Source organism: Halobacterium sp. KA-4, assembly GCF_021028995.1.
In the GTDB taxonomy this organism is placed as follows: domain Archaea; phylum Halobacteriota; class Halobacteria; order Halobacteriales; family Halobacteriaceae; genus Halobacterium.
In genome coordinates, this window is record NZ_JAJJZG010000009.1 from 35,906 (window position 1) to 61,534 (window position 25,629).

The window sequence follows — 25,629 nt, forward strand, 5'->3', positions numbered from 1 at the left end:
TCTTATTTACTGTCAGAGCGGCGGTGTCGGTAAACTAATCGGCCGCCACACGGAGCAACCAACCCATGCCAGACACCTACGTCGGCTCGATAGACCAGGGGACGACCGGAACCCGCTTCATGGTCTTCGACCACAGCGGGCAGGTCGTCGCGAACGCCTACGAACAGCACGAACAGATCTACCCCGAACCCGGCTGGGTCGAACACGACCCCGTCGAAATCTGGGAGAACACGAAGGCGGCCGTGACCGAGGGCCTCGACGCCGCCGGCCTCGATGCCTCGCAGTTGGAAGCGCTGGGCATCACGAACCAGCGCGAGACGACCGTCGTGTGGGACGCCGCCAGCGGCAAACCCGTCCACAACGCGCTCGTCTGGCAGGACCGCCGCACCACCGACCGCGTCGAGGAGCTCGAAGCGAACGGCACCGTCGAGGAGATTCGCGAGAAGACCGGCCTTGAAGCCGACGCGTACTTCTCCGCGACGAAGACCGAGTGGATTCTGGACAACGCCGAACCGCTAAAACTCCAGACCTCTCGCACCCAGAACCTCCGCGACCGCGCTCGCGAAGGCGAACTCTTGATGGGCACCATCGACGCGTGGCTCATTTACAACCTGACCGGGAACCACATCACGGACGTCTCGAACGCCTCCCGGACGATGCTGTACAACATCCGAGACCTGGAGTGGGACGACGACCTGCTCGCGGAGTTCGACGTCCCCGCCGAGATGCTGCCCGAGGTCCGGCCGTCCTCAGACGAGGGCCTCTACGGCCACACCGACCCGCACGGTTTCCTCGGGGCCGAGGTCCCCGTCGCGGGCGCGCTCGGCGACCAGCAGGCCGCGCTGTTCGGGCAGACGTGCTTCGACGAGGGCGACGCCAAGAACACCTACGGCACCGGCTCGTTCTACCTCATGAACACCGGCAACGAGGCCGTCGAGTCCGACCACGGCCTCCTCACCACCATCGGCTTCCAGCGCTCGGGCGAACCCGTCCAGTACGCGCTGGAGGGGTCCATCTTCGTAACGGGGGCCGCCATCGAGTGGCTCGAGGACGTCGACCTCATCAACAACGCCGCCCAGACCGCGGAGCTCGCGCGCTCGGCGGAATCGACTGACGGCGTCTACATGGTCCCGGCGTTCACGGGGCTCGGCGCACCCCACTGGGACGGGCGTGCTCGCGGGACTATCGTCGGGATGACCCGCGGCACCGAGAAGAAGCACATCGTCCGCGCGACCCTCGAATCCATCGCCTACCAGACCCGCGACATCGCGGAAGCGATGGAGGCCGACTCGGGCGTCGAGACCACGTCGCTGCGCGTGGACGGCGGCGCGGTGAAGAACAACTTCCTCTGCCAGCTCCAGTCGGACATCATCCAGACCAACATCGTGCGGCCGGAGGTCGACGAGACCACTGCGCTCGGGTCGGCGTACGCCGCCGGCCTCGCGGTCGGCTACTGGGACGATGTCGACGAACTGCGCTCGAACTGGCAAGTCAACCGGCAGTTCGAGCCCGAGATGGACGAACCGAAGGCCGACAAGATGTACGGCCGGTGGGACGACGCCGTCGACCGCTCGCTGGACTGGGCGCAGGAGGACTAACCCATGTACGGGATTCTCCAGATTCCGGTCGTCGGGATGGCAGTCGAGCCGTTCGTCGTCCTCCTGATTACGGCGCTGGCGGGTGGCGCGTTCGGTGCGGCGCTGGGCGCGCTCCCGTCGTTCATCTTCACGGGTTTCGTCGTCTTCCTCGGGGAAGGTATCGCGATTCTCGAACGGCAAATCGGCACCATCGAGGCGGTCCCGCAGGGCGAGATTGCGACCGGGCTCACGGGCGTCATCGGGTTCGGTGCCATCACGGGCCCGCACATCGCGTTCGCGGGCGGCGTCGCGGCGTCGGCGTACGCGGGCAAGAAGTATCCCGAGATGGCGCCCGACGGCTGGGACTACCACTTCGGGAAGAACATCTCGTACGCGTTCGGCACGAAACCCGACATCCTCGCGGTCGGCGCGGTGTTCGGCGCGCTCGGGATGCTCGTCGCGCGCGTCCTCGGCGGCCTCGGCGCGCCGACCGACGGCATCGCGGTGTCGGTCGTGCTGACCGCGCTGGTCGCGCGCGTCGTCTTCGGCTACCCGCTCCTCGGCCGCCCCGCGGGGTCGGGCTTCCTCGACATGACGCCGTTCGAGCGCGAGGAGAAGCGCGCCGCGACCGACGGCGGGACCGCGAGCGCGCGGCTGGCGACCGAGCCGTGGCTCCCCCACCAGTACCGCTGGTCGGGCGTCACCGCGATCGGGCTCGTCGGCGGCGTGCTCGCGGGCTACATCTGGCTGCAGACCGGGAGCATCTTCATGGGGTACGGCATCTCCGCGATGAGTCTCCTCTTCCTCCAGTTGGGCGTCGAGAAGATTCCGGTCACCCACCACATCACGCTGATGGGAGCGGTCGGCGCGGTCGTCGCGCTGCCCGTGTTCGGCAGCGAGGCCGCCGCGATACTCGCCGCCGGCGCACTCGGCGCGGGCAGTGGGCTCGTTGGAGAGGTCGCCCAGCGCGTGTTCTACTCGCACTCGGGCACCCACGTTGACCCGCCCGCGATAGCCATCGCTGTCGTGATGTTGGTCGTCGGCGTCCTCTACCTGCTGGGCGTCGTCCCGAACGCGGGGTACCTCGGCCTCTGAACCACACCAACCCCGGTCCTTTTTACTACGTGGTTGGTACCGTGGATAACGAACACTCCCCTACGCCATGGACATCGACGCGCGAATAAAACGGCGACAACGCCGGAACGACGGCCCCCGCCTCGTGCAGGACTACGAGGCGCTGGCGCCGGTCACGCACCTCGACGAGCCGTCGGACCGTGGTCCCGTGCTCGAACGGCTGCTGGACCACCTCGACCCGGTGTTCGACAGCCGCCTGCCGCCGAACGCGTACGTCCACGGGCCGTGCGGCTCCGGGAAGACCGCAATCGTCACTGCGCTGTTCGGCCACCTCGAACGGCTGTCCACGCAGACCCAGTCGGTCATCTACACGAGCACTCGCGCGGGCTCGCCTACCGCGCCGGGATTCGTCTACGTCGACGCCCGCGAGACGAGCAGCGAGTTCGCGTTCTACCACCACGTGCTCGACGCGCTCGTCGACGAGCGCGTCCCCGAGCACGGCATCGGCACCGAGGAGATTCGCGACCGCCTCCACGACCGCGTCGGGCAGTCGCGGGGCGGCGTCGTCGTTGGCGTCGACCACGTGGGCGCGCCGGATAGCACCGACACCGACCGCCTCGTCCAGTTGTTTGCGGGGCTGCCGAGCAACGCGAGTTGGCTCGTAATCGGTCGACAACCGCCCGAGGAGACGGAGCTCGCGGAGTACACGGCGACGACGATTCGAGTGGAACCCTATCGACGCCAAGTGCTCGTGGACGTGTTGATGACGCGCGCGTCGGAGGGGCTCGCCCAGCAGGCGCTCACGCACGACCTCGCGCGCCGCATCGCGGACTGGGCCGACGGGAACGCCCACGACGCGCTCGCTGCGCTGTTCGTCGCCACCGACCGTGCGAACCGCGCCGACCACGACCGGGTCATGCCCGAAGACATCGACGCGGCGATAGCCGAAGTGCCCGAGCCGTCGGTCTCGCTGGGGCGCGTGCTCGCGCTCCCCGAGAACAAGCAACTCGTGCTCCGGGAGCTGGTCGACCTCGACGCCGACGACCGAGACTCCGTAACCACGACGACGGACGCAATCAGCGCCGCCGTCGACCTCTCGGCGGGGACAGTCAAGCGCTACCTCTACGAGTTGGCCGAGAGCGGCATCGTCGAGCGCGTGCAGGCCGAGCAGCGCGCGGGGAAAGGACGACCGCCGAGCCGCGTGGAACTGCGGTTCCCGCCGACCGCGTTCCGCCGGCTGTACGACCTCCGGCAGTAGTACACGATGACAGGACCCATCGAACCAGGCGACCGCGTGCGCCTCGCGTACGTCGGCTGCTACGAGAACGGGAGCGTGTTCGCGACCTCGGACCCCGAGGTCGCCGCCGAACACGGACTACTGGAGGCACAGGGCAAGGAACGCGAGGAGTTCGAGCCGCTGTCGTTCACCGTCGGCCGCGGGGACGTCATCGAGGGGCTCGACGACGCCGTCGTCGGGATGGGCGCCGACGAGGAAGCCGAAGTGACGGTTCCCCCGGAGGCGGCGTACGGCGAACACGACCCCGAACGCGTGCGCGAGTACGACCCCGAGACGTTCGAGGGGATGGTCGGGCAGTTGCCGGAAGTCGGGCTCCACGTCGAAGCCGAGAACGGCCTCCACGGGGACGTGACCGCCGTCACCGGCGAGCACGTCGCGGTCGACTTCAACCACGAACTCGCGGGGAAGACGCTGATTTTCGACGTGCGCGTGCTCGCCGTCGACTGATTACTCGACGGCGCGGCGCTCGATTTCCGCGTCAAGCGCGCGCATGAACGGGTGGACGGTGTTCCCCATCAGGTAGACGGGGTGGCCGTGGTCGAGGCACGCGTCGAGCACCGACTCGGGAGCGGCGGTCTCGTGGTCGTGATAGATGACGTCGGCGGTCGTTCGCCGCGCGAACATCTTGGCGTGCGTGCCCGCGACGTGGACGCGGTCGACGAAGTCGTTGTCCGCGAGCCAATTTACGTAGTGGACGAACGCCGCGGTGCGGCCAGCGCGGTCGCGGCGCAGGAAGACGAACGGGGTAATTGTGGGGTTGGCGAGGCGCTCGACGAGGTGCTGGCGGAGCAGTTCCGTGGACTCGATGTCGTTCATCATCGCGCCGTTGCAGACGAGGCCGCCGCCTTCGAGGCGCGTCCACGACCAGCCGCCGCGGAGGTCGGTGATGTACGACTCCAGTTGGCCGGCGTCGAGCGGGTCAAGGCCGAGCACGCGCAGCGTCTCGTCGACGACGAACGCCGAGCGCGCGCCGAAGACGTCCCCGAAGGGGTGCTCGGTCCGGGGTTCTGCGACGGTGAAGTCGACGTTCTGCTCGCTGAACTCGTGGCGGAGGTAGTCGTTGATGGCGTCGTTGCGGTCGCCGCTGACGACGTGCGCGCCCTCCGGGACGGTGCGGGTGAACGCGCGGGCGATGTCGGGGAGCGTCGCGCCGAGCGTGGACTGGTGGTCGCGGCGGACGTTCACCAGCACGACGACGTGCGGGTCGAACAGCTCGTTGGCGAGCCGCGTGGTGTACTCGCGGATGCCCTGGTTCTCCGCGACGACGGCGTCGACGGGCCAGAACTCGCGGAGTTCGCGCTCGTTCTCGTAGAGGCGGACAACGCCGTCGCGCTCGAACTCGCTGGGTTCGAGGTTGTGATAGGAGATGTGCTCGTTACCCGTGACCTTCGCGTACGTCTCGAGGCCGCGGGCGACCAGCGCCTCGTTGAGCCACCGGACGACCGTCGACTTCCCGCGGACGCCCGAGACGGTCACCCGGCACGGGACGTCCTCGACGCGCTCGAAGTGCGAGCGGCCGCGGGTCACGAGGTCGACGGCTCGTCGCGCGGTGCCGGCGACGCGACCAGCGAGTCCCTCTCGGTCGCTCATCGGTCTTCGTCCTCCGTGGCGACCAACGGGGAGTCACTGACGTCCGCGTCCACCTGCGCGTCGGCGAACACGGACTCGCGGGCGAACGTCGCCGAGTCGGGTGTCGAGCGTTCGAGTCCGAGGACGTCCCGGACGGCGAGCACGATCAGGATAACGGCGATGGCAGCGTAGCCGACACCGAGCGGGTCGAGCCCGCTCGCGGGTACCTCCACGAACACCAGGAGGACGGCGTAGAAGACGACGAACAGCGCCGCGGAAAGGCGGATGCTGGCGGCGCGGTTCTTCGGCGCGACGCGGTGGAGGTTGTACGCGCCGATACCAGTGAACAGGCCGACGAAGAACAGCGTGATGCCCGGCGCGGGAACGGGCTGCGCCACGCCGATTGCCGCCACGTACACCAGCCCTGTGACGAGGCCGACCGCGAGGAGGTTCCGGCCGTACAGAAGCGACGACCAGTGGACGAGCGAGACGACGAAGAAGACGGCCGTCGCGCCGAGGGCGTACACGATTACGGCGTCGGCGTACCGGACGGTGAACACCGCCAGCAGCGGCACGAGGATGACGCCCGCGAGCCGGAGGTCGTAGCGCGCCCGGAGTACCTCGTAGACGACGACATCCGTAATCAGGACTGAGATGGCCAGCCAGCGGGGAACGACGTGCGGCGTGGGCTCGCCGACGGGCGTCAGGCCGAGCCACGAGGCGGCTTCGCTGGTCGGCAACAACAGGACGGGCGGGACACGCGGGTGGAAGATGCCGAGCGCGTAGACGACGGCGAGCCCGAACGCGACGAGGCCCACGTACACGGCGAGCATGCCAAGCAGGTCCGCGCGGCGGTCGCGGGGGTCGAGGCGCATCAGGTTGTACGCGGCGATGCCGGGGAAGATGCTCCCGACGATTTCCGCGTCGTAGTAGGTGACGTCGGAGACGAGAAACGTGAGGACGGCGGTAGTTACGATGGAGACGAGCGCCCCGACGACGACGCCGACGAGGAACACGCGCCGACCGTGATTGAGCGTGTACTCGCGCAGCAGCCAGAGCGAGCCCCACGCGGCAGCGGTCGCGACGACGAACACGACCGGCGAAATCGGTTCGCGGAACGTGTAGACGACCAGCAGCGGCAACACCATGACGCCGCCGAGTCGGTAGCCGCTGGACTGGGAGACGGCAGCGGTCACGCAGATACCGAGGACCATGATGGCGATTGCAGCGAGCATCGGCGACCCGTGTGACGGCTCTCACTACGCGGATTGCGAGTTCCACACGTCAATCTACCGGCCACCGGCCGAGTCGTCGGCTGATAGCGCGACACACGGCGCATCGCTTATCGTGCTCGCGGGCGACCTCGCGATATGGGCATCGAGGCGGCCGGGACCGTCCTGAAAGTCAGCCACCAGCACGGCACGGACACGACGAGTTCGTTCGACGTCGAGCGGCTGCTCTCAGTGGATGCGGCGGCGTACGGCGCAGTCTACGAATCCCGGAGCGTCGACCTAGACGGGCCGCCCGCGGACGCGGACGTGACAGTTACAGTGCAGAGCGCGGCGGGCTCGTACTCGGTGCCGGGTCGCATCGTCCGCGAACTGCGCCGCGTCAACCCCTGGGACCGCGAAGTCTGCGTCCGCATCCCGCGGGACAGTAATACGCCGTTCGACGACGCGCGGTTCCGCACAATTCTCGACGCCGGCGCCGACTGACGAGCCCAATCAGTCCAGCACCGCCCCGCAGTCCGGACACTCCTCGTCGACGACGGTCACCTGCGCGTCGCAGTGCGGACAGAACTCCAGCCAGCACGCGCGGTCTCCCATGGGCTCGCGTACCACGGCCACGGCCTTCAGCAGTTCGGAGGCGGAGCCCCCGGTCTCAAAGAGCGAGCGCTTCCGACTGGTCGGAAGCGCGAGGCGAGTAGGCCGGGGAGGAAGCCGACACTCACGACACAACCCACGAGCCAATAGCATCCCGACTCCCGAATTATTAAGTACCGTCGAACCAGAATCTGAAGTATGGAGGTCAGGCGTACCGCGCCGGTCAAACTCGTCGTGCCCGACGAGTACCGTGATGACCTCCACGAAACTGCCGAACAATTCCTCTACTGTGCGAACGAGGCCAGTGACTACTGCTGGGACAACACCAGCTACGAGAATTGCGTCACCTCGAACGTGAAAGGCCGGGATGCGCTGTACGATCGGCTCCGCGAGGAGACTGAGCTGACGGCAAATCTCGTCCAAGAAGCGATCCGGCGTGCTGTCCACGCCGTCGATAGCGGTGTTGACCGCTGGAAAAACGGCAAGCGGACGAACAAGCCGGAATTCACCTCCTGGAGTATGGTCTACGACAAGCGCAGTGCGACGTTCTACCGGAACAAAATCTCACTCTCCACGGTGGACGGGCGTATTGAGTGTGATTTCGAGCTGCCAGCAGACAGTCCAACCCCGTACGAGGAATATGTTCTTTCGGAAGAGTACGAATTTCGAACGAGTACACTCCAGTACGACCAAGCTAGCGACGAGTTCTACTTTCACGTTAAAACGCGGAAGGTAGACGAAGATGGGGAAGCTGTTGAGATTGAGGGGTCGGCCGATACCGGGCACCAGACAGTCCTCGGGATCGACCTTGGTGTCAACAGTCTCGCCGTCGCCAGCACGGGGACGTTCTGGAGTGGTGATGAGTACGACCACTGGATCCAGGAGTTCGAGAACCGTCGATCAGAAATGCAACAGCGTGGCACACAAGCCGCGCACAACGCTTTGCTTCGGCTTGGAAAGCGAGAGCGAGCATGGCGGAGACAGTACATCCACACGGTCGCCAACGAGCTTGTTGCCGAAGCGATCGAACATGATTGCGATGTGATCGTGTTTGAGGAGTTGACGGATATTCGAGAGCGACTCCCTCACGCGGACTGGCATCACATCTGGGCATTCCGCCGCCTCGTCGAGTACGTCAAATACAAAGCACCACAACGAGGGGTGGCGGTTGAACAGGTCGAGCCTGCCCACACGAGCCAGCGGTGTTCTCGGACTGATTGTGGGTTCACCCACGAAGACAACCGCGACGGCGAGCAGTTCCAGTGTCTGAAGTGCGGGTACGAAATCAACGCGGATTACAACGGCGCGAAAAACGTCGCGTTACGGTATCTGCGGAAGCGACACCACAGCCTGCGTTCCTCGCCCACGTCGGGGGGCGCAGACGCACCAGTAGACGTGCGTATACATGGTGGGACGTTGAACGGCAAGGGTCACCAGCCGATTGCTGGCGACTGATTGCCGGGAGTCCACATCAAAGCCCCACCCTCAACGAACTGAGGCGCGTAGCGCCGAGGGAGTAGGGTAGGGTAGTTTACTCCTGCCCGTGGATGGTCTCGTGGAACGCGACGACGAGCGCGGGCACGACGACCATGAAGATGTGTTCCTCGACGGGGATGCCGAGGACGTCGACGCCGGTGCGGAGTTGGATGGCGAACACGCCGATGGTGAGGGTGTACCAGTCCCAGAGATAGGCGATTGGATAGAGCGCCGCGACGGTGACGCCGGCACGCCGGAGCGCGCCCGCTCGATAGAGGAGGGCGAACGCGAGCGCGCCAAACGCGACCTCCGACGCGAGGTACGTGTACGGCCCGAAGACGGCACCGACGTCGGGGACGCCAGCAGGTAACACGGGGCACAGTACGCGTGCCAACACCAAAACTCTGGGATGGAGTCCGGGGTTCTGGAAGCCGCAACAAAGTTGAAGGCGTTGGTCCGTGACGTTCCACTCGAACGCCCATGGATATCTCTGACATCGCTACGAACGACTACATCGAGGTCGAAGCCGAACAACGGTTGGGGAAGGCTCGCTCTATCTTCGAGGAGGAGAACCCGAAAGGCATCATCGTCACCGAAGCCGGCCAGTACGAAGGCGTCCTCACGGAGCGCAAACTACTCGGCTCGCACATCGAGGACGACACGCGCATCTCCGGGCTCACGATGCCCGCGCCGAAAATCGACCGAACCGAGGACATCCGCGACACCGCGCGCATGCTCGTCGAGGGTGGCACGAAAATCGCGCCCGTCTTTGAGGCCGGCGAACTCTGGGGTATCATCACGGAGGACGCCATCCTCGAAGCCGTCCTCGACAGCCTCGACGCGCTCACGGTCGGCCAAATATTCAGCGAGAACGTCATCACCATCGAGGAAGACGACAACATGGGCACCGCCATCAACCGCCTCCGCGAGCACGGCATCTCGCGACTGCCGGTCGTCGACGAGGACGGCTTTCTCACGGGCGTCGTCACCGTCCACGACGTCGTCGACTTCGTGGTTCGGGACATCTCCAAGACCACGCGCGGCGACCGCAGCGGGGAAGTCGAACGCATGCTCGACCTCCCGGTCTACGACGTGATGTCCAGTCCCGTCGAGACGGTCTCCGTCGAGGACTCCGTCCAGGACGCCGTCGAGACGATGCTCGACAACGACTACTCCGGACTCGTCGTCACGCCCGCTGACGACGACCGCGTCGTCGGCGGCGTGCTCACCAAGACGGACGTGCTGCGCGCGCTCTCCTACACCGAGGAGGACCGCATGGACGTCCAGATTACGAACATCGAACTGCTGGACGCGCTCTCCCGCCAGGAGATTCAGGAGCGCATTCAGGAGGTCGCGAACAAGTACAGCGACATGAACGTCCACCACGCGCACGTTCGCCTCCACAAGCACAAGGAGAAACTCCGCGGCACCCCGCTCATCATGTGCCAGCTCCGCCTCCGGACCAACAAGGGCCAGATGGCGGGCACCGGCGAGGGCTACGGCGCGGACAACGCCTTCTACATGGCGCTGGACCTCCTCGAGCGCAACGTCCTCGAACACAAGGGCGTCGAGCGTGACGAGGAGTACAAGGGCCAGCTCCTCCGGAAGCTCAATCAGCTCTGAGACGCACTTTTTGCTGCGCTCGGCGCGCGTAGCGTGCCGTCGCTTGCAGAAAATTGCGGAAAAAGCACTCCTCCTTCGCGTCATTTCGTTCCGCTCAGTCGTCGGCCCGAGCGCTCACTGCGTTCACGCTCGTGAACGGCGTCGCTTGGGTCTTTCAGACCGCTCGCTCGCCGATGCTTGTACGGGACGTTTGAACGGGGAAGTCGAACGGTCAGTACTGGTCGCTTTCGACGCCCTCGATGCCCGTGTCCGTGATTTTGAAGCGCGTGTGCTCGCCCTCGGGCTTCGAGCGGTGTTTCTCGAGGGTGGCGCGGCGGTTGCCGCCGCGGAAGCGGTCGACGCGCATCACGACGCCCGTCCAGTGGTTGAGCGTGTGGCCGCCGAGCGGGCGGACGCGGTCGCTGTCGCTGTCGACGTCCGTGAACACCTGGTTCGTGACGACGACGGCGAGGTCGTGTTTGCGCGCCAGCGAGAGCAGGTGCGTAATCTGGTCGGCGACCCGGCGGAGCGCGTCGCCGCCGTCGTCGGCGTCGCGTTCGAGGCGGTAGAAGCCCGTCGCGGAGTCGAGAATGATGAGGTCCGCGCGTTCGGCGAAGTCCGCGGCGTCCCGGACGGCTTCGGCCTGCTCTTCGAAGTCGTGGGCGTCGGAGAGGATGATGCGACTGGAGGCGTCCTCGGGGTCGTCGGCGCGCGCGGTCAGCAGTTGGTCGAAGCGCTCGACGGAGAGTCCCTCGGTGTCGATGTAGACGGCTGTGCCGCCGTCGGCGGCGACTTCGACGGCGGTCGAGAGCGCGACGTTCGTCTTGCCCGCACCCGGGGGCCCGTAGACCTGCGTGACGGTGCCGCGTTCGACGCCGCCGCCGAGCAGGTCGTCAAGGCCGGCACAGCCCGTTGAGATGTGGGTGTCGTCGCTCACTATCCCTCGATTGGTTGTTCCCGGGCAAAAGACCCCCGGTGTGTCGGCTGCGCGGGGACACGTTGCGGGCAAGCGTTTTGCTGTCGGCGGCCGCACGTGCGGTCGTGATAGTCGTCGCGACGACGGACTTCGAAGTGTACCACGAGGTCGTCGAGGAGCTGCGGGACCGCGACGTGGCGTTCACGACGGTCGAACCGGGCGAGCCGCTGCCGGAGACGACGGACGTCGTCATCACCGCAGGGGAAGACATCGAGGCGGCGGTTCCGGTCGTGGTCGCGGACGCCGAGCGCGCCCGACAGACCGTCGAGGAGGCGCTCGTCTACCTGCGGGGCGGCGAGGGCCGGACCGTCGTCGGCGTCGACCCGGGGACGCGTCCCGGTATCGCGGTGTTGCGCGGCGGGATGGTCGTCTCGGCGTTCCAGGTGCCAATCGAGCGGGCGGCCGAAGTGGCGAGCGAGGAGGTTGCCGGGGAGGACGACGCCGTGGTGCGCGTGGGGGACGGCGCGCGACTGGAGGGCGCACGCATTATCGACGGCCTCGACGAGGTGCGCGTGGAACTCGTCGACGAGACGGGGACGACGCCGTTCCTCGGGTCGGGCGCGCGGGGCATGGGCGACGTGCTCGCGGCGGCGAACATCGCGCTGATGGCGGGCGAGGAAATCGAGGGACGGACCATCGAGCCCACGGAGGGCGAGATTCAGGTCATCAAGAGCCGGTCGCGCGAGGAGAGCGAGCAGAACCGGACCATCACGGAGGAACTCGCACGGAAGGTCGCACGGGGCAAACTCACGCTCGAGGAAGCGCTGGAGGCGCACCGCGAGGAGTGAGCAGCCGGTGGGACGCGGGCTCTGCTTTTCGAGTGTCGGGGTCGCGGCAGAACGGGCGGGAGACAGCACGCCTTTCTGCCCTCGTATGTTAGTAGTTGACAGCCACGGTGGGGTGTGGCGGAAAGTACTTCCGTTCCGACGCCAGATTCGCACACATCCGCCGTAGCCTCCAATCATGAACGAAGTCCAACTTGAGGTGGCGAAAGCCTACCCGAACGACTCGGGCAGGGGTATCGCTCGCCTCGACCCCGACACGCTCCTGCACCTGAAGCTCAGTCCGGGAGACATCATCGAGATCGAGGGTGCCGAGACGACCGCCGCGAAGGTCTGGCGCGCCGACCGGCAGGACTGGAACACCGACACCATCCGCATCGACGGGTTCACTCGGCAGAACGCCGACGTCGGCATCGGCGAACGCGTGAAGATCCGCAAGGCCGACGCCCAGAAGGCCGACCGGCTCGTGCTCGCGCCGCCAGAGGACGCCAGCGTCCAGTTCGGCAGCGACGCCGCCGGCATGGTCAAACGCCAGATTCTCAAGCGCCCCGTCGTCTCCCGCGACATCGTGCCGGTGATGTCGAGCACAAACCACCCGTTCATGCGCTCGCCGGGGCAGGCCATCCCGCTCATCGCCGTCGAGACCGAGCCGGAGGGCGTCTGCCTCATCACAGAGGACACGGACGTCGAACTCCGCGAGGAGCCCATCAGCGGCTTCGAGCGCACGGGCGGCGGCATCACCTACGAAGACATCGGCGGCCTCGAGAGTGAGATTCAGCGCGTCCGGGAGATGGTCGAACTCCCGATGAAACATCCCCAGATTTTCCAGAAGCTCGGCATCGAGCCACCACAGGGGGTGTTGCTTCACGGGCCGCCGGGCACCGGGAAGACGCTGCTCGCGAAGGCCGTCGCCAACGAGACGTCGGCGAGTTTCTTCTCCATCGCCGGCCCCGAGATTATCTCCAAGTACTACGGCGAGTCCGAACAGCAACTCCGGGAGATATTCGAGGACGCCAAAGACGACTCGCCGTCGATTATCTTCATCGACGAACTGGACTCTATCGCGCCCAAGCGCGAGGACGTCACGGGCGAAGTCGAGCGCCGCGTCGTCGCCCAACTGCTGACGATGATGGACGGCCTCGAAGGCCGCGGCCAAGTCATCGTCATCGCGGCGACCAACCGCGTCGACGCCGTCGACCCCGCGCTCCGCCGCCCCGGCCGCTTCGACCGCGAAATCGAAATCGGCGTCCCCGACGAGGTCGGCCGCGAGGAGATTCTGAAGATTCACACCCGCGGCATGCCCCTCAGCGACGACGTGAACCTCTCGTCGCTGGCCGACGACACTCACGGCTTCGTCGGCGCGGACATCGAGAGCCTCACCAAGGAGGCCGCGATGCGCGCGCTCCGGCGCTACCTCCCCGAAATCGACCTCGACGAGGAGGACATCCCGCCGAGCCTCATCGACCGCATGATCGTCAAGCGCAACGACTTCAAGGGCGCGCTCAACGAGGTCGAACCCTCCGCGATGCGGGAGGTCCTCGTCGAACTCCCGAAGCTCTCGTGGGACGACGTCGGCGGCCTCGACGAAGCGAAAAACGACATCAAGGAGGCCGTCGAGTGGCCGCTCAACCAGCCCGAGAAGTTCACCCGCATGGGCATCGACCCGCCCGCCGGCGTGCTCCTCTACGGGCCGCCGGGCACCGGGAAGACGCTGATGGCGAAAGCCGTCGCCAACGAGACCAACGCCAACTTCATCAGCGTCCGCGGCCCCCAGCTGCTCTCGAAGTGGGTCGGCGAGTCCGAGAAGGCAATCCGACAGACGTTCCGGAAGGCCCGCCAGGTCTCCCCGACGGTCATCTTCTTCGACGAGCTCGACAGCCTCGCGCCCGGCCGCGGCCAGGAAGTCGGAAACAACGTCTCCGAGCGTGTCGTCAACCAACTGCTCACGGAACTGGACGGCCTCGAAGAGATGGAGGAGGTGATGGTCATCGCTGCGACCAACCGCCCCGACATCATCGACCCCGCGCTCATCCGCTCGGGGCGCTTCGACCGCCTCGTCCAAGTCGGACAGCCCGACGTCGAGGGCCGCGAGCAGATTCTGAAAATCCACACCCAGGACATCCCGCTCGCACCCGACGTCAGCCTCCGCGAACTCGCCGAGGTCACTGACGGCTACGTCGGCAGCGACCTCGCGAACATCACCCGCGAAGCCGCCATCGAAGCGCTCCGCGAGGACGAAGACGCCGAAGAAGTCGAGATGCGTCACTTCCGCCGCGGCATGGAGGACGTCCGCCCCACCGTCACGGAAGACCTCATGGACTACTACGACCGCGTCGAAGAACAATTCAAAGGCAGTCAGAACCCCGAAACCCGCCGCGAGAGCGGTGGTCACATCGGGTTCCAGTGACATCCTCGCCCGCCCTTTAGGGCGGGGCTTCCACCACGGGTGGAATACCCAGATTGGCTGGGATTGAGGTTTCAAGACGTGTTCACGTCACCGGTCTCCGGGTTCGCCCCCGCCCCCTCCGTTGGCGGGCTAGATGAACCCTTGTCATCGGAAGCCCGCTTCTCAGACGGGAGTTCCTCACTCGATAACGTGTCTTCGTGGGCCTGCCACTGGCGCCCGCTCCACGGCGAGTCATCGCCCACCAATTTCACGGGCAGGCTCTCTCCCCACGGATTTAGCCGATTGGTTATGTTCGCTGCTGCGTTCAAATCCGCCTGATACTCCGACAGATTCTCCCTCTGCTTAAAAAGCGAAGCTCTCCCGAGCCCTTCCAAGCGGAGCGAGGAAGGACGATAAAAACTCCCTGCGCTCACTTCGTTCGCTCGCGAAGGAAACGTGCGGCGAAGCCGCACGTATGCTTCACACCAGCTGCGGCACAGCTACGCTGCGTGGCTGACCCGCTGGTAGACGCGGCCGAGTTCCTCCCTGACGACCTGTCGTTCGAGCACCGCGACGCCAGTGACGACGACGAGGAAGCCGACGGCAGTCGAGGGGGTGACGCCTTCTCCGAACAGAATCCACGCCGTGATGGCGGCGAAGATGGGGACGGCGTACGCGACAAGATTCGTGCGGACCGGGCCGATTCTCCGGATGAGGATGAAGAAGATGGGGTAGGCGACGGCCGTTGAGAGGACGCCCAAGACGAGCACCGCGTAGAGGATTGGCGTCGTGATGACGGCGGCGGCCGCCGACTCGCCGATGCCGACGCTCACCACGTGGAGGAGGAACGCGCCGAGCGCCATCGCCCACGCGGTCAGCGGAATGCTGTCGAGAGTGGCGTCCACGCGCCGCAGAAGCACGCTGCCGAGCGCGACCGAGGCCGCCGCGGCGAGCACGAGCAGCTGGCCGATTGTCGACCCGGATGTGAGTGTCTCCGGGGACGGCTGGACGATGATGGCGACGCCGACCAGTCCGACGGCGATGCCGAGGAGGCTGACCGCGTCGAGGCGCTGGTCGAGGAGGAAGAACGCGAACGCGGGTGCGAGCAGCGGGTTCAGGCCGTACATCACCGAGGCGGCGGCCGGCGTTATCGCCTGCTGGCCGAGGAAGAGGAAGCCGTTGTTCCCGGCGATGAGCGCGACCGCGCCGACGGTAATGCCGGCGTAGTCGGCGCGGCTCTGCGGGACCCACGTGTCGTAGCGCCACGCGATGAACACCAACAGGAGGGGGACGGCGACGTCGAACCGGAGCGCGGCGAAGAACACCGGCGGGAGCGCGTCCAGCCCGGTCTTGATGGCGACGAACGAGAACCCCCACAGGATAGCGAGCAGGACGAACAGCCCCGCGTGCAGGTAGCGAGCGGCGTTCATGGCGACGGAGTGCGTGCGGCAGACATTCGAGTGTGGTCGTGATACGACGCGGCCAAGGATAAGTGCGGCTGAACCGGAACGACGGCACGCGGGGCCGCCGGCCCGGTCACGTTCAGCAGCCGCTGCTCGGTGCGAGAAGACGGAGAGAGAAGTCGGGCGTTATTCGACGAGGACCGCGTTGACCTGACCGTCCTGGCCGGGACGGGAGGTGACGCGGGCGCGGCCGGCGTCCGTCTCGATGATGGCGCCCTTCGTGATGATGTTCCGGCGGGCGTAGTTCGGGTTCGCGCCGTTCTCGACGACGTCCTTGATGGTGGCGCGGACGGCACCGTCGTCGGTGGCGACGTTGGCGACGTTCGTGGAGAGTGCGCGGACCTTCTCGTTGTCGCCGCGCGCGTCGACGGTGCGGAAGCGCTGTTCGCCGACGGTCGTCTCCGTGGGCGAGCGGCCGGTCTTGGACTTCTTCTTCTTGCTCTGGGGACGGAGTCGCGCGCCGGTCTTCGAGCGCTTGGAGCGGCCTTGGTATTGCATACCCGGGAAGTGGCGCAGGACGTACTTGAAAGGCTCGGTTGGACGGGAATGACATCCTCCGCGCCGTGAACGGCGCGGTTTCCCCGGTGGGGTCTCGGCTATGCCGATTGAAGAATTCGCGCCAGGCTTCGGTGTTTGTTCGCCGGACAGTTTGGGCGGTCGAAGCGCCGAGAACACCTTTGTACTTGCCTTCGAGGCGGCCTGTATCGGCGTCCCAGACGTCGCCGTCGAAGCCGTCTTCGTTGTTGTAGCGCATGAGGCGCTGGTAATTGATCTCGTTCCAGAGCGCGGCAGAAGCGTCCAACAGGTCCCGTAGCACTTGCTCCCCGTCGTCAGAGAGCGGTCGAACGGCAAACGTGTTGGTACGCTTCATGCCACAGCTCTTTTTACGTCTGTAAGTCAAATAAGTCTTATTAGACATGACGACTGAAACGCCATTGACTTGCTACATCTGTGGTCGGACCAGCGACGACTGGATGACAGTTGATATGATTGGATTATTCGAGGACCAAGAGGCGGCCCGTGAACGTTTCAAAGAAAAGCATGACACAGAACCGGAAAGCTACCTGTTCGTCTGTCCAGGGTGTGAGGACGAAAACCCACACCACGCCGAGAATTGTTATGAGAAATACGGGGAGCACCAATGAGGCCAGCTATAGACATTTCGCACGGCTTGCACGGTCGTCTGAAAGATTACGCAGAAGTGAACGACCTGGAACTTTCAGAAGCCTATACAGAGGTGTTAGAAACCGGTCTAGAAGCGTTGGAGACTCAAGACCAGCAGTAACGTGGTAGTTTCTCACCTGAGCTTACGCGATTCACGCCCGCCGTAAACGGCGGGGATTCTCTCGTTGTACCAAGATAGCGGGTTTTACCCGCGTCGCCGCCGTCTCAGTTCCCATGAGCCTCCGGGTTGCGGTCGCCGCGCCGTTCAAACAGAAGGGCAAGCGCAGGATACCTGAACAGGCGTTCGTGGTGGCGTTGTCGCTGGACCGCGACTGGATGAGTCCCGATCAGGCCAAGCTCCTGCTGGATGTCGCGACCGGCGAGGGCCTCGTCAAACACGCGGACGGCGAGCTCGTCGCCCAGTTTGACCCCGAGGACGTCGAGATTCCCGACAACTTCGCACCGGATGCATCGCTGTTCCAGGAGCGGTCGGCGTTTGAGCGCGCGCTCGACGCTGTGGTCGATGCGGGTCACGATCGACAGGAGACGGTCGCCGCGGTGAACCAACTCCAGCAGGAACTCGGGGTGACGGCGGACGCGGCGGCGGTCGTGTACGCGCGTCGGCAGGGCGTCGACGTGGACGACGTGGCGGCGAAAGCACGCAGCGAATTGGAGGGCTAAGATGGTCGAGAACACCGAGACTGACGGTAAACGATTGGCGGAACTGTTGTCGAGTGAAGTGACCGGTCACGAGAACGCGCCGTACGACGCGCTCGCGGTGACGAACGCGGACCCGGACGTGGAGCCGACGACGGACGGCGTGCGCGCCTACGACGTCGAACGCGACGGCGAGCGGCTGGCGAGCGTCTACGTGCAGCCCGACCGGGCGCGAGTGGAGTTGTACGATGGGCTCGAAGCCGCCGAGCGGAAGGCCGAGGACGGCGACCTGCGGGCGCGGCCGGTCGGCGGGCAGCCGCCGCGGCTGCTCGTGTTCGTGACCACGGGTGCGGAAGTCAAGCGCGCGCTGGACGTGCTTGGCGCGGCGGCGGGAGCGACTTAGTCGGTCACCGCGGCGTACGCGAGTTCGGCGGCGCGCCAGAGCGCCACGAGCACCGCGACGGCGAGCGCGCCCAGCGAGAGGTACAGCCAGCCCATCACTGCGGCTGCGGGGGCGGCGACACCAAACTGGTCGTAGAGGAGTTCGGGGACGACGAACATCCCGGTCGCGGGCAGGACGAACGCGAGCACGGCGAGCACGCCCGCGAGTTTGAGGCCGGCGCGCTGTGCGGTCCGGAGGCCGCGCCCGGAGAGTAGCGCTGCGGCACCGAGCGCGGCGCCACCGATGGCGAACAGGAGGACTGCGAGCCCGATGGCGAGGCCGACCGGGAACCCCTCTTGGCCGAGCGCCGGCACGCCGATGGCGACGCCGAGCGCGACGAGCGCGACGCCGAGCACCGCGAGGAGGACGCGGACGACGGAGCGAGCGGAGGGCACGCGTAGACCCTGTGAGGGGTCCGACAAGTGTCTTGTTACGATTCCCGGAAAGCGAATCGCTTTTGCCGGTCTGCCGGGACGGCGACGTATGAACTTCTTCGACGACCTCGCGGCGCGTATCGAGGACGCCGACACCGTGGTCAGCGTCGGCCTCGACCCGGACCTCGACCGGCTCCCTGAAGAGGTGCGCGACCATGACCTGCCGCGGTGGGCGTTCAACCGCCGCATCATCGACGCGACTCACGAGCACGCGGCCGTGTTCAAGCCGAACGCGGCGTTCTACGAGGACGCGGACGGCTGGCGCGCGCTCCGCGAGACGGTCGCGTACGCCCACGGGAAGGACGTCCCCGTGCTGCTGGACGCCAAGCGCGCTGACATCGGGAATACGGCCCGCCAGTACGCCGACGTGCTGGAGTACGCGGACGCCATCACGGTCAACCCCTACCTCGGCGAGGACGCGCTTCAGCCGTTCCTCTCCCAGGAGGAGGCGGGCGTGTTCGTGCTCTGCCGGACGTCGAACCCGGGCGGGATGGACTTCCAACACCTCGAACTCGCGGCGTACGACCGCCGGCTCTACGAGCACGTCGCCGAGCGCGCCGCGGGCTGGAACGACGAGTACGACAACATCGGCCTCGTCGTCGGCGCGACCGCGCCCGAAGAGTTGGAGGAACTACGCGACCGCGTGCCCGAACTCCCGTTCCTCGTGCCGGGCGTGGGCGCGCAGGGCGGCGACGCGGAGGCCGCGGTCCAGTACGGGCTGAACGACGAGGGCGTCGGGCTCGTGAACTCCACGCGCGGCATCATCTTCGCCGGCGAAGACTCGCCCGAGTGGGCGCGTGCTGCGGGCGAGGCGGCGCGCCGGCTGAAGAAACGCCTGAACGAGCACCGATAGTCAGCGCGGTCCCGGGCCGGAGCCGGGGCCGCCACGAACCTCGGCGGCGCACTCTGTGCAGTAGCCTGTCGGGGGGTCGTAGTGGGCCTGGCAGACGAGCGCGCCACACCGGTCGCAGGTGAACTGTGCTTGCTCGCTCTCGCAAATCTGGCAGAGGCCGGTAACGCTCATGTCGTCGCGTTCGGCGCCGAACCCCAAGAGTGTGGGCCAACAGCCTTTACGTCCGCGCGACGAACTGGCGCGTAACCGTGAGGACCGACACGAGCATCGTCTGGGGGCTGGCGGGCACGTTCGGCATGCTCGGCGTCGTGTTCGGGATTCTGGGCGTCGTGTACAGCCCGGTCGCGCTCGGCGTCGCAGTGCCGTTCGCGCTCGCCGGCGGCGTGTTCTACCTGCACGCGTCGGGCCGACTCGCGGAGTTGGCGTTCCGCAAGCGCCGCGTCTCCCGCGAGCAGTACGAACGCGAGCAACGCCAACAAGCCCGCCAACACCAGGGCCGGGCGAGTGGGCGGAGCCGCGAACGTAACCGAGGACGTGCGGGGGCCGGGCGGACGAGCCAGCGACAGACCGCGGGCGGAGCAGCGGCGAGCGGGCCGCGCCGCGAGGACTACCGCGTGCTCGGCGTCGAACCCGGCGCGAGCGCCGAGGCGGTGCGGGCGGCGTACCGCGAGAAGGCGCGGGAACTCCACCCCGACCGGGGCGGCGACGAGGCCGAGTTCGCGCGCGTCAACGAGGCCTACGAGCGACTGAAAGACGACTAATCGGCGTCTCCGTACGTCTCCGGACCGATACCCGGGGAAGGCTTTTATTCGCTTCCCCCTAACCCGCTGGCATGGGCCGTGACCGTGCCCGCCTCGTTCGCGCGCTCGACCGCGGCGAAGAGGAGGGCGGCAGCGTCGAATTCAAGGAACGGTTCAGCCGCGACGTGCACCTCGCCGACGGCCGCATGGAGAGTCTCGCCGCGCAGCTGCGGCACCGCGTGCTCTCCGGCGACGGCGAGGCGGAGTACGTCCTCGGCGTCACCGACGACGGCGGCCTCGCGGGGGTGCCCCCGGAGACGTTCTCCGAGACGATGGACGTGCTGAGCCTGCTCGCCGAGGAGGCCGGCGCGCACATCGCGGACGTCCAGACGTGGAGTGTCGACAGCGTCCGCGACGGGGACGGCGACGCCGAAGAGGGTATCGTCGGCGTCGCGGTCGTCCGGGACGGCGCGTCGCTGGCACCCGACGACGACCACATCATCGTTGGGACGGCGGGCCACGTCGACCACGGGAAGTCGACGCTCGTCGGCAGCCTCGTCACGGGGGACTCCGACGACGGCGACGGTGACACTCGCGGCTTCCTCGACGTGCAGCCACACGAGGTCGAGCGCGGACTCTCGGCGGACCTCTCTTACGGTGTCTACGGCTTCGACGAGGACGGGCCGATGCGCGTGCGCAACCCCCACCGGAAGGACGAGCGCGCGGCCGTCGTGGAGAACGCCGACCGCGTGGTGTCGTTCGTGGACACCGTCGGCCACGAGCCGTGGCTCTCGACGACGATTCGGGGCTTGGTCGGGCAGAAACTCGACTACGGGCTGTTGACAGTCGCCGCCGACGACGGGCCGACGAAGACGACCCGCGAGCACATCGGCGTACTGCTGGCGACGGACCTGCCGACCATCGTCGCCGTCACGAAGACCGACCTCGTGGACGACGACCGCGTCGCCGAGGTCGAGCGCGAGGTCGAGCGCCTGCTCCGGAACGCGGGCCGCACCCCGCTCCCGGTGGACCGCCACGGGGTTGACGCCGCCATCGACGAAATCGGGGACAACGTCGTCCCCATCGTGCGCACGAGCGCGGTGACGATGGAGGGCCTGGACGTCCTCGACGAGTGCTTCGGGCGGCTCCCGAAGACGACCGCCGCGAGCGGGCCGTTCCGGATGTACATCGACCGTTCGTACGAGGTTACGGGCGTCGGTGCAGTCGCCTCTGGCACCGTGAAGTCCGGCACCGTGGAGGCGGGCGACGAACTCCTACTGGGGCCGTTCCCGAACGGCGACTTCCGCGAGGTGGAGGTGCGGTCCATCGAGATGCACTACCACCGCGTGGACCAGGCGCAGGCCGGTCGCATCGTTGGCATTGCCCTGAAGGGCGTTAGCGAGGCGGCCGTCGAGCGTGGGATGGTGCTGCTGCCGGCGGACGCCAAGCCCAGTCCCGTCAAGGAGTTCGAGGCCGAGGTGATGGTGTTGAACCACCCCACGCGAATCGACGCGGGCTACGAGCCCGTCGTCCACCTCGAGACTATCGGGGAGGCTGCGCGCTTCGAGCCGACGAACGGCCAGTTGCTTCCGGGCGACACGGGGGAGACGAGTGTCCGGTTCAAGTTCCGGCCGTACCTCGTCGAGGAGGGGCAGCGGTTCGTCTTCCGCGAGGGCGCGAGCAAGGGCGTCGGCACGGTGACCAGCGTCTCCGACTAACGGAACGTTCTCGGTGCCGGATTTCGAAGTCCGTTCATGGTCAGTCGCCGTACCCTCGAATTTCTCGTCGGCGTCGTCGCAGCCGCCACCGTCACTGGTGGCCTCTCGTTGTACGTGGCGACGCCGTACGCGCTCGCGGTCGGGCTGGCGGCGGGGACGCCGTCGCTGGTCCGGACGAGCGCGCGCCTCGACCGCGACGCCTACGACGCCGCGAAGTCCAGCACCGAGCAGGTCGTGGATGGCACAATCGCCGCCGGGTCGACGCTCGTCGTCGGCCTCGTCGCGGCGTACCTCGCGCTCTCGAACGGCTACGACGGCCCGATAGCGGCCGCGGCCGTCGCGGCGCTAGGTGTGCTCGCCGGACAGGTCGCGTTCTACGCGCGCAGCCGCGACTTCACCGAGTAATCAGTCCGCGCGGTATTCTCCGTCAGTACGCTCGGCGAGACCAAGCAGGACGGCCCAGTCGAGGCGGCGCTCGACGCGCTCGGTCCAGAACCCCTCCCAGTCCTGTCGTTTCGTGCGCTCCCAGCGTGGCACGCGCTCGCGGACGGCTTCGAAGATTGCGGCCGCGGACTGGAAGTCGTCGCCGAGCGCGTCCAGCACTTCGGGCGCGAGGAAGACGTTCTCGCGGAAGTTGCCGGCGAGCGCGTCGCGGTCGAGGTCGTCACGCACCCGCGCATACCCGAGGTCGGCCTCCTCGACGGCACCGAGCGCGCTCAGGAAGACGAGCCACGCCGACGCCTCCCCGCGGTCGTGGACGTCCGCGCGCTCGACGAGCCGCCGACAGCAGTCGTCCTCGGGCTCGGGGACCAGCGGCACCGCGTCGCGAACCTCGCGGACGCGGGTCAGCGACGCCGGCGCGGGCGGGACGGGTTTGCGCTGCATACCGGTGGCTCGGGCGCGGACGGCCTTGAGTTCGGCGACGTCGCGTCAAGAGGCGGCGGAGGTCGCTCCTGCCACCGTGTTTTTTGATTGTTCACACCTAACATAGGGATAGCACAGCCGGGAGCTGCACGCGCCGGAGTGCCGCATCTGGCCCCCAACAAATGGTCGACAGCACCCAGATATCGACGAGCAAGGCGATACAGCAGCGGACGGGCAAGACGTTCCACCTGGCGACGCGGCTCCTCCCCGAGCGCGTGCGCCACGCGACGTACGTCCTGTACGCGTTCTTCCGCGTCGCCGACGACGTCGTGGACACGACCGCGGACCGCGACCCAGCCGCCCAGCGCGCGGAACTGGAGGCGATTCGCGCGGCGGCACTCGGCGAGGACGTAGACGGGTCGCGCCTCGACGAAGAGACGGCGGAGGTGCTAGCGGCGTTCGCCGAACTCGCCGAGCGCTACGACGTCCCCGACGAGGACGTGGACACGTTCGTGGACGCGATGCTGACCGACCTCGAACAGACGCGATATGACACTCATGAGGACCTAGAGGCGTACATGCGAGGCTCGGCGGTCGCGGTCGGGAACATGATGGTCGCCATCATGGAGGTCGAGGACCCGGAGGTGGCGGCTCCGCACGCGGCGGCGCTCGCGGAGGCGTTCCAGTTGAGCAACTTCCTGCGGGACGTCAAGGAGGACGTCGACGACTACGACCGCGTCTACCTCCCCGGAGAGACGCGGCGCGAGCACGGCGTCACCGTCGAACAGTTGCGCCGCGCCGAAGTGACGACGGGGTTCCGGGACGCGATGCGCGCGGAGTTGGCGCGCACGGAGACGAAGTACCGGGAGGGAGTCGCGGGCATCAAGTACCTACCCGAGGACTGCCAATTCGCGGTGTTGCTGTCGGCGGTGCTGTACGCCGACCACCACCGCGAGATTCGGCGCCGGAACTACGACGTGCTCACGGAGACGCCGAGCCTCTCGACGACGCGGAAGCTCTGGCTGCTGGCGAAGACGCGGACGCTGTGGGCGTTCTACGAGGACCCCGAGTACGTGTTCTACCGCGTGAGCTGCATCGCGTCGTCGAGCGACCACCGGCGCGGCCACGGCGACCCCCACCCCGCGCCGTAGTTACAGGATTTCGAGGCGAAAGCCCATGGCTTCAGCCGTGGGAGGAAGCCGACACAACACTACGCAAACCACCAGACAACGCCATCCCGTAATCCAAACGCTTACACAATTCACCCATCACTAGTGTCGATGTGAGCGGGCGACCACAACGCACCAACGAGTACACCGCAGAGCCGGTCAGCGACCGGTATCGGCAGTGCTTGTTCGATTGGTTGTCTGCGCACGCGCCGTTGTGGAATCAACTCACGTATCGACGCCGCCACGCCTACTTCACCGAAAACGAAGACGTCTGGAATGTCGACTACGACGACCTCTACGATGAGTACGCACCCATCCTCGGCAAAGCCGCCTGCCAGCAACTCACCCGGAAAAACTCCGAAGCGTGGCGGTCGTTTTTCGGACTGCTCGACACCTACCACAGCGACGACCCGGCCGTCACCGAGAAACCCAGTCCGCCCGGATACTGGGGGAATCGCGACGATGGCTACGAACTGCACGGCCTCGTTCGCAACGACCTCTACACCCTCGACTGGGACGAGGATCGGAGTACGCTGGAGTTCGGCGTCGGCGACGTCCTTGAGGACCGCTACGACTTCGACTATCAGGAACGCCTCACGCTCGAAGTCCACGGGAATCCACAGTGGGATGGTGACGATTCGCGGTTGGAACTCGTCTACGACGAGGCTGCCGATACGCTTCGTGTCACGCATCCAGTTCGCATACAGCCAGACCGAGTACGAGACCAGCGACTGGACGCATATACTCATACACTCCAAGCGGAGAACACGACGCACTCAGCAGCCATCGACGTCGGCGCAAACAACACTCTCACCATCGTTACCTCCCAAGGTGACACCGCCGTCTATCACGCTCGTCCGCTATTCGAAAAGTTCCACCGGCACTCCAAGCAGATCGCCAAATTGCAGTCCAATCTCCCGGACGGTCAGTATACGAGCTGGCGGATTCAACGCCGATACGACGAACGTGGGCGGAAACGCGACCACGCTCGGGATGCTGCCGTCAAGCACGCCGCCGAATGGCTGCTGGAACGGAACATCACCACGGTGTACGTCGGGGATCTCACCGACGTGCTTGACGTGCACTGGAGTGCGTCAGTCAACGAGAAGACACACGCGTTCTGGAGTCACGGGCAACTCCTCGACCGCATCGAGCTCACGTTCGGGGATGTCGGCATTACAGTTGAATCGGTGAGCGAGGAGGATTCAAGCAGTCTCTGTCCCGAATGCGGCTCGAAGGATGTGAGTCGAAGCGGTGACGACTTCAGGTGCCACGAGTGCGGGTTGGACGCGCATGCGGACGTGGCTGGGGCGTGGAATCTGTTGCAGTCTGTGGTTGGGTCGATGGCTCGGCCTGCTGCCCTCGCGGCTGAACGCCCGAGGGACACACCCAACAACTCCCCCGCTGGGGAGCTTGACGGGGCGTACTGGGAGTGGAACGGACACAACTGGACACCCGCCAGTTTCCGGGAACAGTCGCGTCCACGTAACCAAACCAGCGTCAGCGAACCCGTAAGTTCACAGCCGGGGTAATCAACTGGTTGGATTACCCACGGAGGAATCC

At 66.5% G+C, this 25,629-nt stretch carries 27 protein-coding genes and 1 pseudogene; 17 read left to right on the forward strand and 11 right to left on the reverse strand.

Going from position 1 to position 25,629, the window contains the following annotated elements:
• Positions 1-65: 65 nt before the first annotated feature.
• The 4 genes from glpK (at position 66) to LPA44_RS10370 (ending at position 4,395) form a co-directional block, all read left to right on the forward strand.
• Positions 66-1,598 (forward strand): glycerol kinase GlpK, encoded by a 1,533-nt coding sequence (gene glpK / locus LPA44_RS10355; protein WP_230889507.1) that lies wholly within the window; start codon positions 66-68, stop codon positions 1,596-1,598.
• A 3-nt stretch (positions 1,599-1,601) separates the two neighbouring features.
• Positions 1,602-2,672, forward strand: a complete 1,071-nt coding sequence (locus tag LPA44_RS10360; protein ID WP_230889508.1) for a hypothetical protein — start codon at positions 1,602-1,604, stop codon at positions 2,670-2,672.
• A gap of 67 nt (positions 2,673-2,739) precedes the next feature.
• Positions 2,740-3,909 carry a Cdc6/Cdc18 family protein gene (locus LPA44_RS10365; RefSeq protein WP_230889509.1) on the forward strand — a complete coding sequence of 390 codons (1,170 nt, stop codon included), beginning with the start codon at positions 2,740-2,742 and terminating at the stop codon, positions 3,907-3,909.
• A 6-nt stretch (positions 3,910-3,915) separates the two neighbouring features.
• Positions 3,916-4,395, forward strand: a complete 480-nt coding sequence (locus LPA44_RS10370) for an FKBP-type peptidyl-prolyl cis-trans isomerase (RefSeq protein ID WP_230889510.1) — start codon at positions 3,916-3,918, stop codon at positions 4,393-4,395.
• Here LPA44_RS10370 and LPA44_RS10375 read toward each other — a convergent pair whose 3' ends face one another.
• Both LPA44_RS10375 and LPA44_RS10380 read right to left on the reverse strand, forming a co-directional pair.
• The gene (locus LPA44_RS10375) at positions 4,396-5,538 is read right to left on the reverse strand and encodes a hypothetical protein (RefSeq protein WP_230889511.1); all 1,143 of its coding nucleotides are present in this window, start codon (positions 5,536-5,538) and stop codon (positions 4,396-4,398) included.
• Positions 5,535-6,752, reverse strand: a complete 1,218-nt coding sequence (locus tag LPA44_RS10380) for a poly-gamma-glutamate biosynthesis protein PgsC/CapC (protein WP_230889512.1) — start codon at positions 6,750-6,752, stop codon at positions 5,535-5,537. Before LPA44_RS10380 ends, LPA44_RS10375 begins: the two co-directional genes overlap by 4 nt.
• A 135-nt stretch (positions 6,753-6,887) precedes the next feature.
• On the opposite strand from LPA44_RS10380, the gene LPA44_RS10385 reads away from it, so the two are divergent.
• Positions 6,888-7,232, forward strand: a complete 345-nt coding sequence (locus LPA44_RS10385) for a hypothetical protein (RefSeq protein ID WP_230889513.1) — start codon at positions 6,888-6,890, stop codon at positions 7,230-7,232.
• 9 nt (positions 7,233-7,241) lie between these two features.
• Here the strand turns inward: LPA44_RS10385 and LPA44_RS18255 are convergent, their stop codons facing one another.
• The gene (locus LPA44_RS18255; protein WP_330166496.1) at positions 7,242-7,343 is read right to left on the reverse strand and encodes a zinc-ribbon domain-containing protein; all 102 of its coding nucleotides are present in this window, start codon (positions 7,341-7,343) and stop codon (positions 7,242-7,244) included.
• A 195-nt stretch (positions 7,344-7,538) separates the two neighbouring features.
• Between LPA44_RS18255 and LPA44_RS10390 the strand changes: the two genes are divergently transcribed.
• Positions 7,539-8,795: an RNA-guided endonuclease InsQ/TnpB family protein gene (locus LPA44_RS10390; protein WP_230889514.1), complete on the forward strand. Its 1,257-nt coding sequence runs from the start codon at positions 7,539-7,541 to the stop codon at positions 8,793-8,795.
• A 76-nt stretch (positions 8,796-8,871) separates the two neighbouring features.
• Here the strand turns inward: LPA44_RS10390 and LPA44_RS10395 are convergent, their stop codons facing one another.
• Positions 8,872-9,189, reverse strand: a complete 318-nt coding sequence (locus tag LPA44_RS10395; RefSeq protein ID WP_230889515.1) for a lycopene cyclase domain-containing protein — start codon at positions 9,187-9,189, stop codon at positions 8,872-8,874.
• Between the two features lie 107 nt (positions 9,190-9,296).
• On the opposite strand from LPA44_RS10395, the gene LPA44_RS10400 reads away from it, so the two are divergent.
• Positions 9,297-10,439: a CBS domain-containing protein gene (locus tag LPA44_RS10400; RefSeq protein WP_230889516.1), complete on the forward strand. Its 1,143-nt coding sequence runs from the start codon at positions 9,297-9,299 to the stop codon at positions 10,437-10,439.
• Positions 10,440-10,650: 211 nt separating this feature from the next.
• On the opposite strand, the gene radB is transcribed toward LPA44_RS10400, so the two are convergent.
• Complete coding sequence (gene radB / locus LPA44_RS10405) at positions 10,651-11,358, reverse strand: DNA repair and recombination protein RadB (protein ID WP_230889599.1); 708 nt, start codon at positions 11,356-11,358, stop codon at positions 10,651-10,653.
• A 101-nt stretch (positions 11,359-11,459) separates the two neighbouring features.
• Here radB and LPA44_RS10410 point away from each other — a divergent pair, with 101 nt between their 5' ends.
• Both LPA44_RS10410 and LPA44_RS10415 read left to right on the forward strand, forming a co-directional pair.
• The gene (locus tag LPA44_RS10410) at positions 11,460-12,182 is read left to right on the forward strand and encodes a hypothetical protein (protein ID WP_230889517.1); all 723 of its coding nucleotides are present in this window, start codon (positions 11,460-11,462) and stop codon (positions 12,180-12,182) included.
• A 175-nt stretch (positions 12,183-12,357) separates the two neighbouring features.
• Complete coding sequence (locus LPA44_RS10415) at positions 12,358-14,583, forward strand: CDC48 family AAA ATPase (RefSeq protein WP_230889518.1); 2,226 nt, start codon at positions 12,358-12,360, stop codon at positions 14,581-14,583.
• A 479-nt stretch (positions 14,584-15,062) separates the two neighbouring features.
• Here LPA44_RS10415 and LPA44_RS10420 read toward each other — a convergent pair whose 3' ends face one another.
• From LPA44_RS10420 to LPA44_RS10430, 3 genes and pseudogenes are all read right to left on the reverse strand, one after another.
• On the reverse strand, positions 15,063-15,992 hold the full coding sequence (locus LPA44_RS10420) for a DMT family transporter (protein ID WP_230889519.1): 930 nt from the start codon (positions 15,990-15,992) through the stop codon (positions 15,063-15,065).
• Positions 15,993-16,151: 159 nt separating this feature from the next.
• The gene (locus LPA44_RS10425) at positions 16,152-16,523 is read right to left on the reverse strand and encodes a 30S ribosomal protein S8e (protein WP_230889520.1); all 372 of its coding nucleotides are present in this window, start codon (positions 16,521-16,523) and stop codon (positions 16,152-16,154) included.
• A gap of 109 nt (positions 16,524-16,632) precedes the next feature.
• Positions 16,633-16,896: pseudogene (locus LPA44_RS10430) on the reverse strand (RNA-guided endonuclease TnpB family protein); the annotation flags it as partial.
• Between the two features lie 527 nt (positions 16,897-17,423).
• On the opposite strand from LPA44_RS10430, the gene LPA44_RS10435 reads away from it, so the two are divergent.
• A complete protein-coding gene (locus tag LPA44_RS10435) occupies positions 17,424-17,870 on the forward strand; it encodes a DUF2240 family protein (RefSeq protein WP_230889521.1) in 447 nt (148 codons plus the stop codon).
• A 1-nt stretch (position 17,871) separates the two neighbouring features.
• The gene (locus LPA44_RS10440; RefSeq protein ID WP_230889522.1) at positions 17,872-18,249 is read left to right on the forward strand and encodes a hypothetical protein; all 378 of its coding nucleotides are present in this window, start codon (positions 17,872-17,874) and stop codon (positions 18,247-18,249) included.
• Here the strand turns inward: LPA44_RS10440 and LPA44_RS10445 are convergent.
• The gene (locus LPA44_RS10445; protein ID WP_230889523.1) at positions 18,246-18,683 is read right to left on the reverse strand and encodes a hypothetical protein; all 438 of its coding nucleotides are present in this window, start codon (positions 18,681-18,683) and stop codon (positions 18,246-18,248) included. The genes LPA44_RS10440 and LPA44_RS10445 overlap by 4 nt on opposite strands.
• A gap of 88 nt (positions 18,684-18,771) precedes the next feature.
• Here LPA44_RS10445 and pyrF point away from each other — a divergent pair, with 88 nt between their 5' ends.
• On the forward strand, positions 18,772-19,575 hold the full coding sequence (gene pyrF, locus LPA44_RS10450) for an orotidine-5'-phosphate decarboxylase (protein WP_230889524.1): 804 nt from the start codon (positions 18,772-18,774) through the stop codon (positions 19,573-19,575).
• Here pyrF and LPA44_RS10455 read toward each other — a convergent pair whose 3' ends face one another.
• Positions 19,576-19,746, reverse strand: a complete 171-nt coding sequence (locus tag LPA44_RS10455; protein ID WP_230889525.1) for a hypothetical protein — start codon at positions 19,744-19,746, stop codon at positions 19,576-19,578.
• A gap of 77 nt (positions 19,747-19,823) precedes the next feature.
• On the opposite strand from LPA44_RS10455, the gene LPA44_RS10460 reads away from it, so the two are divergent.
• The 3 genes from LPA44_RS10460 (at position 19,824) to LPA44_RS10470 (ending at position 22,438) form a co-directional block, all read left to right on the forward strand.
• Positions 19,824-20,336 (forward strand): J domain-containing protein, encoded by a 513-nt coding sequence (locus LPA44_RS10460; RefSeq protein WP_230889526.1) that lies wholly within the window; start codon positions 19,824-19,826, stop codon positions 20,334-20,336.
• A gap of 71 nt (positions 20,337-20,407) precedes the next feature.
• Positions 20,408-22,033 carry a GTPBP1 family GTP-binding protein gene (locus LPA44_RS10465; protein WP_230889527.1) on the forward strand — a complete coding sequence of 542 codons (1,626 nt, stop codon included), beginning with the start codon at positions 20,408-20,410 and terminating at the stop codon, positions 22,031-22,033.
• Between the two features lie 36 nt (positions 22,034-22,069).
• Positions 22,070-22,438, forward strand: coding sequence for a hypothetical protein (locus LPA44_RS10470; protein WP_230889528.1), 369 nt, complete (start codon positions 22,070-22,072; stop codon positions 22,436-22,438).
• On the opposite strand, the gene LPA44_RS10475 is transcribed toward LPA44_RS10470, so the two are convergent.
• A complete protein-coding gene (locus LPA44_RS10475) occupies positions 22,439-22,918 on the reverse strand; it encodes a hypothetical protein (RefSeq protein ID WP_230889529.1) in 480 nt (159 codons plus the stop codon).
• 161 nt (positions 22,919-23,079) lie between these two features.
• On the opposite strand from LPA44_RS10475, the gene LPA44_RS10480 reads away from it, so the two are divergent.
• The gene (locus LPA44_RS10480) at positions 23,080-24,048 is read left to right on the forward strand and encodes a phytoene/squalene synthase family protein (protein ID WP_230889530.1); all 969 of its coding nucleotides are present in this window, start codon (positions 23,080-23,082) and stop codon (positions 24,046-24,048) included.
• A 131-nt stretch (positions 24,049-24,179) separates the two neighbouring features.
• Positions 24,180-25,598: a transposase gene (locus tag LPA44_RS10485; protein ID WP_230889531.1), complete on the forward strand. Its 1,419-nt coding sequence runs from the start codon at positions 24,180-24,182 to the stop codon at positions 25,596-25,598.
• The last annotated feature ends 31 nt before the right edge of the window (positions 25,599-25,629 follow it).